Below are 14,632 nucleotides of genomic sequence, written 5' to 3' on the forward strand. Positions count from 1 at the left end.
AAGGCTCTCAGCGTGAGCGCCATTTGCGGCCTCTGGCATTTCAATGGCCGGCCCGGCGCGGGCGAGGGATGTGCAGGGATGCGCCGCGCCCTCGCCATCTATGGCGCCGCGCGGTCCGGCCAATGGGACGGCGGCGGCCTGGCGCTCGGTGTGCAACTCGCGCGTCTGGTGCCGGAGGATATTCACGACCGCCAACCGCTGACCGGGGGCGGGGGGCGGTTCACGCTGGTGGTGGACTGCCGCATCGACAATCGGCCGGACCTTGCGGCGAGCCTTTCCATCTCTCCCGAGGCGGCGCGCGTGATGGCGGACGCGGATTTCGTCCGCGCCGCCTGGGAAACATGGCAGGAAGGCGCGCTTGATCGCCTCGTCGGCGACTTCGCGCTGGCGGTGTGGGACGCGGAGCGCCGCTGCCTGCATCTCGCCCGCGACTTCCTCGGCAAGCGGCCGCTATTCTATCATCAGGGACCGGGATTCTTCGCATTCGCCACCATGGCGAAGGGCATACATGCGCTATCCGACGTGCCGCTCGAGCCGGACCTCGATACGCTAAGGGATTATCTCGCCTTGGCACCGCAGCGCGGCCCCGGCAGCTTCTTCGCACAGATCAGCCGGGTGGAGCCGGGCACGCTGGTGACGGTTCACGCGGACGGGCGGGTCGAACAGCGGGTTTGGTATGATTGGAACGCGAAGCGCGAGGTCCGCTATGCCTCGGACGGGGAATATATCGAGGCATTCCGCGCCACCTTCGATCGTGTCGTCAGCGATTGCTTGCGGTCGACGGGGCCGGTCGGGTGCCACCTCAGCGGCGGCTTCGACAGCTCTGCGGTGGCCGCGACAGCCGCCGCCGCTTTGGCGAAACGCGGGCACACGCTGACGGCCTATACACATGTGCCGTTGCGGGGCGTGGAGTTGGACGAGCCGCGCGACCGCTTCGGAAACGAGTGGCCGTTGGCGCAGGCGTTGGCGCGCAAGTATCCCAATATCGAGCATCTGGCTGTGGAGGCTGCGAACCGCGAGATCGGTGGCGACCTCGACGCGCAATACTATTATTACGAATATCCCGCGCTCAACCTCTGCAACCTTGTGTGGATGCGCGAGATTTCCCAGACTGCGGGGCGGCAGCGGCAGACGGTGTTGCTTACCGGGGCGATGGGAAACATGACCATCAGCCTCAGCGGGCAGGAGCGGCCCGCAGAATTGTTTCGGGCCGGCCACTTCGCGACGTGGTTTCAGGAAAGCATGGCCCTGACCCGGCATGGGCATTCGCTGGCGAGTGCGTTCTTCGGCCGGACCTTTGCCACCATGCTTCCCGGCCCTGCGGTTCATTTCCTGAAGCGGCTACGTGGGCACCCGGGGCAGGGGCTGACGCAGGTCTCAGCCTTGCGGCCTGATCTCATGGAGAGCCAGGCTTTCCGCGATCGGATGCGGGCGCTCGACTATGACCCTTCATACCGTCCATGGCCCAGCATTCGCTCCATGGCGCAGTTCGTTCTGCGTCGCATCGATCTGCACGGGCAGGAGCACAAAGGGGATCTCGCGGGGTTCGGCGTCGACCAGCGCGATCCGACCTCCGATCGCCGGCTGGTGGAACTGGCGCATGGAATGCCGTCCAACATGTTTCTGCGCAACGGCCAGAGCCGGTGGATGTATCATCAGGCTTTCGGGGAGAGAGTGCCTGAGGAAATCAGGCTGGAAAAACGCAGGGGCTATCAAGCCGCCGACTGGGCGGTGCGCGTCCGCCGCGCCGCGCCCGCGCTGAAACAAGAAATCGCCCGCGCATCACAAGGGCGATTTGCGCCCGATCTTCTGGATATGGCGCACCTGCAAGCCACAGCCGACACGCCCCTGCGCGAAGGGGCGTTGGATCAAGCAACCACCACGGCGCGCAGGTTAAAATTTCTGCGTGCCGTATCGGCTGCGGGTTTCATGCGAAAATTTGAGAAAATAAACTTCGATCTATAAATGATGATACCAATTCGGGCGGACGAATCTCAGCTAGTCTTTCCTCCGACTTAAGAGAAAAGAGCCCCGTCGGTATTGTCGCTGCTTCCGTTGAGAGTCAGATCGGGAACGGGTATCTCGATGCAAATGGGGGAGGACCACAGTTTTTTATCGACCTGCGGTGAGCTTATCGCGTCGTTAGGCTCCGTTCCTGGCATGTCTCACTCTCCTTCAGGTTGCAGGTAAAAATAACAAGCTTTTCGTGCGCCGCGCAACCCAGGGTTAAGGCAGATGTGCGCCTTATAAAAAGTATTATATTACCTTTTATGCAACTTAAAATAGAATGCATAATTTAATGCTTTTATAAGATGCATATCCGCTGCATAGTCCGTCCAGCGTTGGGGAGTTGGAAATGGAACCTTTTCTCGGCGAAATCCGCATGTTTGCCTTGCCGTTCGTGCCAAAGGGTTGGGCCGCCTGCAACGGCCAGATCCTGCAAATCAGCCAGAACCAAGCCCTGTTTGCGATTTTGAACACGAGCTTCGGCGGTGACGGCAAAACCACATTTGCCTTGCCGGATCTTAGCGGCAGGACCCCGGTGTGCATCGGGCAAAACGCCCACGCAACAAGCTATGCGGTCGGGGATAAATTCGGCTCCGCGAGCGTCGCGCTCGCCGCCAACGAGATGCCCTCCCACACGCATACGGTTGTTGTCGATCCGACCGAGAACAGTCAGACCCCTGCGCCCACGGGAAATCTGTTGGCCAAGGTGCACAAAACCTTGGTCAGCACGATCAATATTTACTCGACCGATGGTTCGGCTCTGGTCGCTCTGAACGCCGCCACGATCGGTTATACCGGCGCAGGCGAGCGCCATAACAATATGCAGCCATACGCCGTTGCCTCGTTCTGCATCGCCGTGGTGGGGGTTTACCCAAGTCAATATTGAATTCGTTGGAGCCTTTCATGGATATGATGCTCGGAGAGATTCGACTTTTCGCTGGCAATTACGCGCCGAATGATTGGACATTGTGTAACGGGGATATGCTCAGCATCAGTGAGTATACAGCCTTATTTTCATTGATCGGGACCATGTGGGGTGGAGACGGCATCAATACGTTTGCTGTTCCTGATTTGCGCGGCCGCGTTCCGATTGGACCGGACGGTGGCACCTATCGTGTCGGCGGCGCGGGAGGCAGCGAAACGGTGCGGCTTTCCGAGGCCGATTTGCCATCTCACACGCATGCATTTTTTGCGTCCAAGGCGGCTGCGACAACGCAGGATCCGAGCGACGCTTTGCTCGCGACGGTGACCAACGGCACCGGCACTTCACCGCCGACCGCGCTCTACGGGCCGGCAACACTGACGCATGTTGCAATGGATGCCCAAGCCATCCGCCTGTCAAAAGGGGCGGCAGGCGAGCACACCAATTGCATGCCCTCCATGGCTCTGAACTTCATCATCGCGCTGAGGGGCAATTATCCCATAAATCCCGGCTAACAGATCGCCCAAACCGCTTCGCGATATTCCGGCCAAACCGCTCGATTGAGGTTCAAATGTCTGAAGCTTATTTAGGAGAAATTCGTACATTTCCCTACAATTACGCTCCATCTGGGTGGATGTTGTGTGACGGTCAAGTTTTAGATATGCAAAAATATATGCCATTGTTTTCTGTCATTGGAAATCGATTTGGCGGCGATGGCGTGAAGACGTTTGCCTTGCCCAATCTGGCAGGGAAGATTGCCGTCGGCGCGGGTGACGGCGTAGGGCTCACGCCGCGACTGCTGGGAGCGGAGTGGGGGATGGAGCGTGTTTCTCTTTCTTCCGATCATCTGCCGCCTCACCGGCACGCTCTTACCGCCGTGGTAAACAGCAGCGCGACCGGAGTAAAAGCGCCCTCGGATACGGTGATGATCGGACGGACGGTGAACCAGGCGAATTTCTCCACCGACAACAACGTGTCGCAAATCGCCAGCAGTCTGAATGACAAAGCCGTGTCATACGTCGGCGGCACGGAGAGCCACGAAAACCGCCAGCCGGTGTTGGGAATACGCTTCTGTATCTGCGTTGAAGACGGTGAGTACCCGGTTAAACCAGACTGATGACATAAGGTCAGGGGAATGCATGTTTTTCACGCCCGGACCCCTCGGCCATGGCATGCACCTGCGCCCACAAAGGCCGCTCGACCTTCCGTTCGTTGCGGATTTGTATGTGGCCCACCGCTGGGAGGACATCCGCTTGGCGTCCGGCTGGCCGGATGACGCGCGTTCCTGAAGGATCAGGAGCAGCTCCAGTGGCGCAACTACGCCACCCGTTATCAGGATGCCCAGTTCCTCATTCTTGAACAGTGCGGGAAGCGCATCGGCAGACTCTATCTCTGCCACTGCGATCCCGGTGAATTGTGGATTCTCGAATTAGGCCTACTTCCGGCATTCCAAGGGCAAGGTTTCGGCCGTGCTTTGATCTCAAAGATCCAGCGTTTCGCTGATGCGATCGGCGCATGCTGCTCATTGCATGTGGAGCCGTCAAATCCTGCCCTGCGGCTCTACACTCGTCTCGGCTTCGAGGTGGCGGAGGCGACCGAACCCTATCTCCTGATGCGATGGCATCCCGCGCGAGGGTGCGGCGCTATACGTGCCGGGTGAAAAGCCAGATCAGGGCGGCATAAATCGCAATCAGGACTGCGGCACCGCAGAGGGCGATTTTCGTGGAAGGGCGAGGGGGCGCCAGCCACCAGCCAAAGCGCCGGCTGGTCGAGGGCACAAGATAGTTCAGCAGGATCACGCTGATGACGTTGGAGATGAATAAGGCAACGGCCGGAGCAAGGCCGAGCCGTTCCAGGAAGATCGGGTATTCGACCATTCTGCCGAACAGATACACCACCGGAAACAGCACCAGCAGGACGATCATGTTCTGCTTCCAGGGCGCCGGTCGAACCTCGCCCTCTTTGGCTGGCGCAAACCACTGATCGAAACCGGAGCGGGCGATGCGCGCGTGAAACCCCTTCAGAAAGGGCGCGGCATCGGCCAGCAGCGCGGCGCGTTCCGGGGAATTAAGCCACGCCTGAAGATGCTCCTCGGAATCGAACCGAAGGATCGAGAGCCAATGTTCCTGCACGCCGGGAATGGGGGGCTCGAAGCGGTAGCCTTGAAAGCCCGGCGCCTGGCTTTGCGCGGTTGCAATGCGCTGCTCCCAATTGCGGTAGGCCGCCTCCTGCCCCGGCGCCACGCGGGTGGATATGACGGCGGAAGCCGGGGCCGGCATGACGCCAGCGGCGCCGTCGTGAACCATATTGACGTCATCGCGCCCCGCCAGCAGGTGCTGGGCTTGCTTGACGCGTTGGAAGCGTTCCTTGGAGTTGAGCCATCGCACGGCGTTTTCGCTGCTGTCGAAACGCTGTAGAATCACCCAGTCCATTTGCGCCGGCGGGCTCGGCTTCATAATGGTTTGCCCGAGAAAGCCGGGCTGGGTCGCGATCAGTGCGCCCGTCTCCTGCTGCCAGGCGGTGAATTCCCCTTCCAGCCCCGGCTGGATCTGAGTCTGGATCACCACCGTGACCGCGTCTTCCGGTTTCGTCATGGGGCTCTCCAGTCGATCCAGATACCGCCTGGGCGCAGGAGGGCACTGCGAAACGAATTCCCCTTCAGTTCCTTAGCGCACAAGAAAGCGCAGGCGCCACCGATCGATGGCGCCTTATCCCGCGCTTTCGCCCTCAGGCGTCTTAAGGCTGCGCGATCAGGCAAACGCCGCGCGGGCGGCCGCGACAAGAGCGCGGGCATCGGTGGCGACGGCCTGCGCGTTCTTGCCCGGCTTGTAGAGCGCGGAGCCGATGCCGAAGCCTTGGGCGCCGGCGGCCCGATAGGCTGCCATGTTTGCGGCATCGATGCCGCCGACCGGCAATAGCGGGATATCGGTGAGCACGGCGCGCCAGGCCTTGACGATCTGCGGCGGGATGCCCTCGGCCGGAAACAGCTTCAGAGCATCGGCCCCGGCCTTGCGCGCGGCGAAGGCTTCGGTGGGGGTTGCGACGCCGGGCGTGCAGATGAGGCCGCGCGCCTTGGCGGCGCGGATCACCTCAAGGTCCGCGTGCGGCATCACGATCACCCGGCCACCGGCCTGCGCAACGGCGTCCACATCGTCGGTTGTGAGCACGGTCCCGGCGCCGATCAGGGCGCGATCGCCAAAGGCATCCGCCAGAAGACGGATCGAGGCGAGCGGTTCGGGCGAATTCAGCGGCACCTCGATGAGGGTGAAGCCCGCGTCCACCAGCGCCGCGCCGACGGCCGGCGCTTCCGCGGGCGTGAGGCCGCGCAGGATGGCGACGAGGGGGCAGCGGGCGAGAGCATCCGTGAAGGTCAGCGACATGGGATTGGTCCCGGAATTCACACCAGCCCGGCGGCGCGCGCGACGGCGAGCTGCCCGGCGGGGCCGCACCCGGCGGGTGCGCGATGGTGAGGCAGGGCGAGAAGCCCGGCGGCAGTGGCATAGCGATCCGTCAGGGCGACGTTGGCCACCAGGGTGAACGGCTCGTGACCGGAGGTGGCGTGGAGCAGTTCGGCGCCGATCAGGAGGCCGGACAGGAAGTCGGCACTATCCGCTTCATCGAGCCGGCCGGTGAGGGCGAGGGTGCGCACCGCGAACAGGCGCGAGAGCAGGGCGCCGCCGCCCTTCAGGTCACGGGCGCTGAGGACGCCCCGGCGGAACCCCTCCTCGGAATGGGCATCCCCCTGCATCATCCGACCGAGGATGGTGTGCCCCTTCAACGCGGCGAAGATGTCGCCGGTCATATAGGTGGCGAACCGCTCGATGCGCCCGTCGCCCACGCGCACCCATTTGGAATGGGTGCCGGGCAGCACGAACAGGCCATCGCTTTTGCCGAGCCGGGCGAGGGCGCCGAACACCTCCACCTCTTCGCCCCGGATCACATCCGGCGCGTTTTCATCGTCGAGCAGCAGGCCGGGAACAATGGAGACCGGGCCGAAGCCGTGGGGCGGGTCCGGCACAGGGGTGAGGCCCAGCGCCAGATCCGCCAGCGTCGCCGGACAGGGGACATAGCGCGCCTCGGTCCAGCCCTGCCGGCTGCCGACCATGCCCGACAGCAGAACCGGCAGCGGGCCGTGGGCATGTACCCAGGCGCCGATGGTCGCCACCAGAACATCAGGAAACGCGGCACCGTCCAGGGACATGATGCCCTGCATGCTGGCGCGGCTGTCCAGGATATGGCCGTCCGCCGCCTGGAGATAGGCCCGCAGCGATGTGGTGCCCCAGTCGAGCGTGATGAGTGCGGGGGGAGTGGGCGAGGCCGTGTTCATTTAATCCGTAATGTCTCTGCTGAAAGCTCAATCATCGTCATGCCCGGGCTCGTCCCGGGCATCCACGCCCATCCCTTAGCCTGCACCTCGCGGAGCCGCGTGGATGGCCGGATCAAGTCCGGCCATGACGGCGGAGAGGGGTGCATGTCGCTCCAAGCGCAGGCGTCCCATCAATGGTGCAAAATCTGGCCGAGGAACGTGCGGGTGCGTTCGTTTTTCGGGGCGGCGAAGAAGGTCTCGGGTGGCGCCTCCTCGACGATCTCGCCCTTGTCCATGAAGATCACGCGGTTGGCGACCTGCCGCGCGAAGCCCATCTCATGGGTCACGCAGATCATGGTCATGCCGTCCTTGGCCAGCGAGATCATGGTGTCCAACACCTCCTTGACCATTTCGGGGTCGAGGGCGGAGGTGGGCTCGTCGAACAGCATCACCTTCGGGGTCATGCACAGGGCGCGGGCGATGGCGACGCGCTGCTGCTGCCCACCGGAAAGCTGGCTCGGATACTTGTTGGCCTGCTCGGGAATGCGCACCCGCTCCAGATATTTCATGGCGATCGCCTCGGCCTCCTTGGCCGCGATGCCGCGCACCTTGCGGGGCGCCAGGGTGCAATTCTGCAGGACGGTGAGATGGGGGAACAGGTTGAAGGACTGGAACACCATCCCGACTTCCGCGCGCACCTTGTCGAGCCCCTTGGAGGAGGAGCCGACCTCCACGCCGTCCACGTCGATCTTGCCGCCCTGGTGATGTTCCAGCGCGTTGATGCAGCGGATCAGGGTGGATTTGCCGGAACCGGACGGCCCGCAGATGACGATGCGCTCACCGGCCCGGACCGTGAGGTTGATCGCCTTCAGGGCGTGGTAATTGCCATACCACTTCTCCACGCCATCCATGCGGATCATGACCGCACCGTCGGCATCGGGGGCTGGGGAAACGGTGCTGCTCATCTCAAGTGTCTCCGGTCGGCGAAGTGGCTGCGCGCGCAAGCGCGCAGCCGGTTGACGCTCAGAAGGTCGGCAGCGGCGGCAGAGCCGTCTTGAACCACTTCTGGTTGATGGCGTCGAGTTCGCCATTGTTCTTCACGAAATACAGGAAGGTGTTGATCCACTGAAGGAAGTCCTGCGAACCGCGACGCACGGTGATGCCGTTGTACTGGCTGCGCAGGGTGATCTTCTTTTCCAGTCCGAGATCCGGGTTCGCCTCGGCGAGCTGGATGCCGATGACGTTGTTGGAGCCGAGCAGGTCGACCTGGCCGGAAATGAACGCCTGGGCGGCGGTGGCGTCGTCGTCGAAGCGCATGATGGTCGCGCCCTTGGGCACGGCGGCGGTGAGCGCGGTATCCTGGGTGGAGGCGCGCGCCACGGCGATCTTCTTGCCGACCGTCTGGTCGAGCGTCTTCACATCCAGCTTCTTCGGGCCGATGAGCTGGATCTCGATGGCGGAATAGGGGATCGAGAACTGCACCTGCTTGGCGCGCTCGGGGGTGATGCCAAAGGTCGCGACGAGGGCGTCCACCTTGTTGGTGAGCAGGTAGGGGATGCGGTTGGGGCCGGTGACGGAGACCAGTTCCACCTCGACGCCGAGATACTTGCCCATCAGCTTGGCGACGTCGGCGTCATAGCCTTCCGGCTTGCCCTGTGCGTCCAGCAGGCCGAACGGCGGCAGGTCGACCAGCATGCCGATCACCAGCTTCTTCTTCGACAGGATGTCGTCGATGCTCTGGGCCGAGGCGTCGTGTGCCATCGAGCCGGCGGCGAGTGCCGCGAGGCCCAGGGCGGCGAATGTGCGCCGTGCGGTCTTGAAGACGGTGTCGAGAACCATTTGCTTTCCTCCTTTTGGCCGCTTTGGGCGGCGGGTTAATCAGCGCGCGGCTTTGCCGAAACGCTTCTCCAGGTGACGGGCGTAGAGCGAGAGCGGCCAGCACAGGGCGAAGTAGATGCCCGCGACGATGCCGAACACGAGAAATGGCCGGAAGGTGGCGTTGTTGACGATCTGCCCGGCGCGAGTGAGTTCGACGAAGCCGATGATCGAGGCGAGCGAGGTGCTCTTCACCAGCAGCACCATGAAGCCCACGGTCGGCGCCACGGCGATCTTGGCCGCCTGCGGCAGGATGATGTCCCGCATGCGGGTGACATAATGCAGGCCGAGCGCGGTGGAGGCTTCCCACTGGCCCTTGGGGACCGCCTGGATGCAGCCGCGCCAGATCTCGCCCAGGAAGGCGGCGGCGTTCAGCGTGAGTCCGACGGCGGCGGCGGCCAGCGGGTCCATGGAGGTGCCGATCAGCGCCGCGCCGAAGAACACCAGGAACAACTGCATGAGCAGCGGCGTGCCCTGGAACAGTTGGATGTATCCGGTTGCGGCCACCCGCAGCCACGGCCAGGGCGAGGTCCGCGCCAGGGCGACGGCGAGCCCGCCGATCGACCCGCCGACAAAGGCGATGAGCGAGAGCAGCAGCGTCCAGCGCACCGCCATCAGCAGGAAGACGAATTCGGCGGAGGTGAATTGACGGATCATGGTTCGTCCCCCGCTCAGCGCGCTGCGTCGGAGCGCGCGAACACCGCGCGATAGATCAGGGCGAAAAGCCCGGCGAACATCAGCGACATGGCGAGATACATGGCCGTGACCACGATGTAGATCTCGAACGAGCGGAAGGTCTGCGACTGGAGATTGTTGGCGATCGCCGTCAGCTCCTCGGCCGAAATGGCCGAGACCACGCTGGAGGTCAGCATCAGCAGGATGAACTGGCTGGTGAGCGAGGGGTAGATCGCCTTCAGCGCCGGGAAGATCACCACATAGGTGAACACCTGGAGCGGCTTCAGCCCCAGCGCCTTGCCGGCCTCGATCTGGCCCTTGTGGATGGTCTCGATGCCGGCGCGCACGATCTCGGTGGCATAGGCGCCGACGTTCACCACCATGGCGAGAAGCGCCGCGTCATTGGCATCGATGCGGAAGCCGACGCGCGGCAGGCCGAAGAAGATCAGGAATATCTGCACCAGGAAGGGGGTGTTGCGGATCACCTCCACATAGACGTCCACCAGCCAGCGCACCGGGCGCGGGCCGCCGGTCTTGCCGAGCGCGCAGATGATTGCGACGGTCAGGCCGATCACCATGGCGGTCGCGGAGAGGCGGATGGTGAGCCAGGCGCCGAGCAGAAGCTCCGGCCACGCGTTGAACACCTCCCCGAACTGGAAGACGTAATTCATGCGGCGCTTCCTTTCAGGGTCTGCTGGGGTGCGGCGTGCGCGGCGGCCCGCCGCTGGCCGGGCGCGGCGCCGCAGGACTGGCGGATGACGAGGCGGGGCGGCACGATGATGTGCTCCGGCGGACGCCCCGGCGCATCGATACGGCGCAGAAGCAGCCGCGCCGCTTCCCGACCCACCACGCGCGGATCGGTGGTGAAGGTGGTGAGCGCCGGGCGGTGCAGGCCGGCCTCGGCGACATCGTCGCAACCCACCACGGCAACGTCCCGTCCCGGTACCAGCCCGCGCTCGCTCAGCGCCAGCATGACGCCGAAGGCCACGATGTCGTTGTAGCAGACCACCGCGGATGGGTGATCTTCGCCGGCGAACAACTCCCGCCCTGCGGCGTAGCCGGAGGCGCGGTCGAGCACCGCGCAGGGGATGACGGGGCCACTCTTCAGCCGGTGCCGGCGCAGCGCCTTGCGGAAACCTGCGAGCCGCTCGCTCAAGGGTGCGATGCGTCGCGCGCCGCCGACGAAGGCGATGCGCTTGTGGCCGAGCGCGATGAGATGCTCGGTGACCAATTCCATGCCGGCGGCATAGTCGGGGCCAACATAATCAGCCGGAAAACCCTCCACCCGCCGCTGCGCGAGCACGCAGGGAAGCCCGGCGCAGTGGCCGTCCTCCAGCGCATCGGCGCGGGTGTCCTCGGCGGGGACCACAACGATGCCGTCTACCCCATGCTCCTGCATGCGCACCAGGGCGCGGCGTTGGCGTTCGGCGTCTTCGGCGGTGTTGGTGATGAAGGCGACATAGCCTTCCTGGTCCAGCACGTCGTCGATGCCGGCGGTGAGCTGGGAATAATTGGGCGTGGTGATCTCGCAGAGCACGAGACCCACCGTGCGGGAGGCGCCCGAGCGCAGGTTGGCGGCGCGGCGATTGTAGACATAGCCAAGCTCGGCCATCGCGGCGTCGACCTTCAGCCGCGTCTCTTCCTTCACCAGGGGGCTCTTGCGCAGCACGAGGGAGACCGTCGCGCGCGAGACGCCGGCGTGGGCAGCGATGTCCTTGAGGGTGACGCGTTGCGCCTGTCCCACCGGCGCAACCGCTGCCGGCGAGCGGGCGGCCGATGAGGGGAATTCGCGTTTTTCAGCCAATTTGCGGCCGCTTCTGCCCGTCACTGCGACGTCTCTCCCTGCCCCTTGACCCTTGTCGGGCTCTCGGCAGAGATGTCTCTAAGGGAAGCAGGAGGGACCGGTCAACGTTTTTTTAGATCGATCTAAATCGTGCCGCACGGCGGGTACACGCCCTTCGCAGCGCGTCATTTTTTATTGCGGTGCCCAGGTTTGCGCGAGGTTTGCGCCGGAGCACGACACATGCGGCTTGAGAAGCGAAGACCGCGGTCACACGGGCTGCAAATATCTGCTCAAGGCATCTTCAGTTCGCTGCCCAACTCGACGGTATTTTTCACCTTGTCGTAGACGCAGATCATCGTCACCGTTTGCGTCCCGCCCTTCGGCTTGCCGCGCACCAGGGCGAGGCCGAAGGAATTGCTGCCAAAGGGATCGACGGTCGCCTTGGCGCCGGTCAATTGCGGCGCCGCTGCCTTGAGGCAGGCGGTCTCGACCGCCTTCCGGAACTCTGTCCATGCATCGTCGGAAGAGGCGAAGGCGCCCGGCGCCATGACGCACGCTGCGAGCAGGGCGATGGCCGGCAGGGCGCGGCGGGCGATTGGCAATTCCTTGCTCATTTGCATTCCTCACTTCCGCTTCATGGCCTCCGCCAGCGCCGCGCCGAAGGCACCTTGAGAGGACGGCTCGGGCTTGCGCGGCGGGGGAGGGGACGGGCGGCGATCATTACGCGAATCTTGGCGAGGGTCTTGGCGCGGCGCGTTGCGTGTCTCCTGAGCCGGGCGCTGGGCGCCGGCATCCTTGCGCATGGTGAGGGAAATGCGCTTGCGCGGGATGTCGATTTCCAGAACCCGCACCTTCACGACATCGCCGGCCTTCACCACCTCGTGGGCGTCCTTGATGAAGCGGTCGGCGAGCTGGGAAACATGCACCAGCCCGTCCTGGTGCACGCCGATATCCACAAACGCCCCGAATGCGGCAACGTTCGTCACCGTGCCTTCCAGCAGCATGCCGGGGCGCAGGTGCTTCATGTCCTCGATGCCATCAGCGAAGGTGGCGGTCTTGAACTCGGGCCGGGGATCGCGGCCGGGCTTCTCCAGCTCGGCGATGATGTCGCGCACGGTGGGCAGGCCGAAGCGGTCGTCCACAAACGCGGCGGGATCCAGCGTCCGCAGCTTTGCGCTATCGCCCATCAGCGCGCGCAGGTCGCGGCCACAGGCGGCGACGATTTTCTTGGCGACACCATAGGCTTCCGGGTGGACCGAGGAGGCGTCCAGCGGCTCCTTGCCGTTGGAGATGCGCAGGAACCCGGCGCACTGCTCGAAGGTGCGCGGACCAAGGCGCGCCACCTTCAACAGGTCGCGCCGCGCGGCGAAAGGGCCGTTGGCATCGCGATGGGCGACGATCGCCTCTGCCAGTGCGGCGCCGAGGCCCGACACCCGCGCCAGCAGAGAGGCCGAGGCGGTGTTGAGATCGACGCCGACCGCGTTCACCGCATCCTCCACCACGGCGTCCAGCGCGCGGGCAAGGCGGGGCTGGTCGACATCGTGCTGATACTGGCCGACGCCGATGGCCTTGGGCTCGATCTTCACCAGTTCGGCCAGCGGGTCCTGCAAACGCCGTCCGATGGAGACCGCGCCGCGCAGCGAGACGTCGAGATTGGGAAATTCGGCGGCGGCTGCGGCGGAGGCGGAATAGACCGAGGCGCCGGCCTCGCTCACCACCACCTTGATGGGCCGCTTTTCCGTCGGCAGGCGTGCGATGAGGTCGGCCGCCATTCGGTCGGTCTCGCGGCTCGCGGTGCCGTTGCCGATGGCGACCAGCTCCACATTATGCTTGACGATCAAGGCGGCGAGGGTGGCCTGCGCGCCGTTGATGTCGTTGCGGGGCTGGAACGGGTAGACGGTGGCGGTATCCAGCAGCTTGCCTGTGCTGTCGACCACGGCGACCTTCACGCCGGTGCGAATGCCGGGGTCGAGGCCCATGGTGGCGCGGGAACCGGCCGGGGCGGCCAGCAGCAGATCCTTGAGATTGCGGGCGAACACGCGGATCGCCTCTTCCTCCGCGCGCTCCTGCAATTCCACCATCAGGTCGATGGAAAGGTTAAGAGAGAGACGCACGCGCCAGGCCCAGCGCACCACCTCCATGAGCCAGATATTGCCCGGTGCGCTGTCGGTGATTTCGATCGCGATCGCGATGATCCGCTCGACCGGCTTCACCGGGCTGGCATCGTTCGCATCCACCTCGATATCGACGGAAAGAATGTCCTCGTTGCGCCCGCGCAGCATGGCCAGCGCGCGGTGGCTTGGTGTGGTGGACCACCGCTCGAAATGGTCGAAATAATCGGAGAATTTGGCGCCAGCGTCCTGCTTGCCCTCATTGACCCGCGAGCGGATCACGGCGCGTTCCTTCATATAGCTCCGCAGACGGCCCAGCAGATCGGCATTCTCGGTGAGGCCCTCGACCACGATGTCCCGCGCGCCTTCCAGCGCCGCCTTCACGTCCAAGATCTCTGGCGAGATATAGGCGGATGCGAGGTCGGCGGGCACTTTGCGACGGTCAGCCAGGATTGCCTGCGCCAACGGACCGAGGCCACGTTCGCGGGCGATTTCCGCCTTGGTGCGCCGCTTCGGCTTGAAGGGGAGGTAGATGTCCTCAAGCTCCGCCTTCGTGGTCACTGCGGTGATCTTCGCTTCCAGTTCGGCGGTGAGCTTGTCCTGCGAGCGGATGGACTCCAGCACCGTCGCGCGCCGGGATTCCAGCGCCCTGAGATAGGCGAGGCGCTCCTCCAGGGTGCGAAGCTGGGTGTCGTCCAGCCCGCCGGTCGCTTCCTTGCGGTAGCGCGCGACGAACGGGACGCTGGCGCCTTCATCCAGAAGCGCGATAGCGGCGGAGACCTGTTCCGCGCGGGCGGCAATCTCGGACGCAATGGTGCGGGTGATGGAAGCGGCAGTGCGGGCGTCGGCCATTCGGGTCTCGCAGTTCGGAACGGGCGGGGACCATATGCCTGCCGCTCGCGGCTGCCAACATGCACCGCCGTGTCAGGCGCCATTCGCTCCCTCTCCCGCTT

15 protein-coding genes are annotated in these 14,632 nt (G+C 64.3%); 5 read left to right on the forward strand and 10 right to left on the reverse strand.

The genetic code is table 11. The features are described from left to right. Positions 1-12 precede the first annotated feature (12 nt). The 5 genes from ADADO0_RS14090 to ADADO0_RS14110 all read left to right on the forward strand — a co-directional run bounded on the left by ADADO0_RS14090 (position 13) and on the right by ADADO0_RS14110 (position 4,589). Positions 13-1,965, forward strand: coding sequence for an asparagine synthetase B family protein (locus ADADO0_RS14090; protein ID WP_511305778.1), 1,953 nt, complete (start codon positions 13-15; stop codon positions 1,963-1,965). A 391-nt stretch (positions 1,966-2,356) separates the two neighbouring features. Beyond that, positions 2,357-2,893: a phage tail protein gene (locus tag ADADO0_RS14095; RefSeq protein WP_511305779.1), complete on the forward strand. Its 537-nt coding sequence runs from the start codon at positions 2,357-2,359 to the stop codon at positions 2,891-2,893. A 17-nt stretch (positions 2,894-2,910) separates the two neighbouring features. Then, positions 2,911-3,444: a phage tail protein gene (locus tag ADADO0_RS14100; protein WP_511305780.1), complete on the forward strand. Its 534-nt coding sequence runs from the start codon at positions 2,911-2,913 to the stop codon at positions 3,442-3,444. A gap of 56 nt (positions 3,445-3,500) precedes the next feature. Beyond that, positions 3,501-4,046, forward strand: coding sequence for a phage tail protein (locus ADADO0_RS14105; RefSeq protein ID WP_511305781.1), 546 nt, complete (start codon positions 3,501-3,503; stop codon positions 4,044-4,046). 168 nt (positions 4,047-4,214) lie between these two features. Further along, positions 4,215-4,589, forward strand: a complete 375-nt coding sequence (locus ADADO0_RS14110) for a GNAT family N-acetyltransferase (RefSeq protein WP_511305914.1) — start codon at positions 4,215-4,217, stop codon at positions 4,587-4,589. Here the strand turns inward: ADADO0_RS14110 and ADADO0_RS14115 are convergent. From ADADO0_RS14115 to ADADO0_RS14160, 10 genes are all read right to left on the reverse strand, one after another. Beyond that, positions 4,573-5,523 carry an antibiotic biosynthesis monooxygenase gene (locus ADADO0_RS14115; protein ID WP_511305782.1) on the reverse strand — a complete coding sequence of 317 codons (951 nt, stop codon included), beginning with the start codon at positions 5,521-5,523 and terminating at the stop codon, positions 4,573-4,575. The two genes, ADADO0_RS14110 and ADADO0_RS14115, sit on opposite strands and share 17 nt — an antisense overlap. A gap of 156 nt (positions 5,524-5,679) precedes the next feature. Then, positions 5,680-6,303: a 2-dehydro-3-deoxy-6-phosphogalactonate aldolase gene (locus tag ADADO0_RS14120; RefSeq protein ID WP_511305915.1), complete on the reverse strand. Its 624-nt coding sequence runs from the start codon at positions 6,301-6,303 to the stop codon at positions 5,680-5,682. A gap of 23 nt (positions 6,304-6,326) precedes the next feature. Further along, positions 6,327-7,256 carry a 2-dehydro-3-deoxygalactonokinase gene (locus ADADO0_RS14125; protein WP_511305783.1) on the reverse strand — a complete coding sequence of 310 codons (930 nt, stop codon included), beginning with the start codon at positions 7,254-7,256 and terminating at the stop codon, positions 6,327-6,329. Positions 7,257-7,426: 170 nt separating this feature from the next. After that, a complete protein-coding gene (locus tag ADADO0_RS14130; protein ID WP_511305916.1) occupies positions 7,427-8,155 on the reverse strand; it encodes an amino acid ABC transporter ATP-binding protein in 729 nt (242 codons plus the stop codon). A 103-nt stretch (positions 8,156-8,258) separates the two neighbouring features. Further along, positions 8,259-9,074 carry a transporter substrate-binding domain-containing protein gene (locus tag ADADO0_RS14135; RefSeq protein WP_511305784.1) on the reverse strand — a complete coding sequence of 272 codons (816 nt, stop codon included), beginning with the start codon at positions 9,072-9,074 and terminating at the stop codon, positions 8,259-8,261. Positions 9,075-9,113: 39 nt separating this feature from the next. Next, positions 9,114-9,767, reverse strand: a complete 654-nt coding sequence (locus ADADO0_RS14140) for an amino acid ABC transporter permease (protein WP_511305785.1) — start codon at positions 9,765-9,767, stop codon at positions 9,114-9,116. A gap of 14 nt (positions 9,768-9,781) precedes the next feature. After that, positions 9,782-10,456, reverse strand: a complete 675-nt coding sequence (locus tag ADADO0_RS14145) for an amino acid ABC transporter permease (RefSeq protein WP_511305786.1) — start codon at positions 10,454-10,456, stop codon at positions 9,782-9,784. Further along, positions 10,453-11,589 carry a LacI family DNA-binding transcriptional regulator gene (locus ADADO0_RS14150; RefSeq protein WP_511305787.1) on the reverse strand — a complete coding sequence of 379 codons (1,137 nt, stop codon included), beginning with the start codon at positions 11,587-11,589 and terminating at the stop codon, positions 10,453-10,455. Before ADADO0_RS14150 ends, ADADO0_RS14145 begins: the two co-directional genes overlap by 4 nt. A gap of 269 nt (positions 11,590-11,858) precedes the next feature. Beyond that, entirely contained in the window at positions 11,859-12,182 is a 324-nt protein-coding gene (locus ADADO0_RS14155; protein WP_511305789.1) for a hypothetical protein, read from the reverse strand. Positions 12,183-12,191: 9 nt separating this feature from the next. Further along, positions 12,192-14,531 (reverse strand): Tex family protein, encoded by a 2,340-nt coding sequence (locus tag ADADO0_RS14160; RefSeq protein WP_511305791.1) that lies wholly within the window; start codon positions 14,529-14,531, stop codon positions 12,192-12,194. Positions 14,532-14,632: the final 101 nt, after the last annotated feature.

It is taken from the genome of Aquabacter sp., from assembly GCF_965279295.1.
In the GTDB taxonomy this organism is placed as follows: domain Bacteria; phylum Pseudomonadota; class Alphaproteobacteria; order Rhizobiales; family Xanthobacteraceae; genus Aquabacter.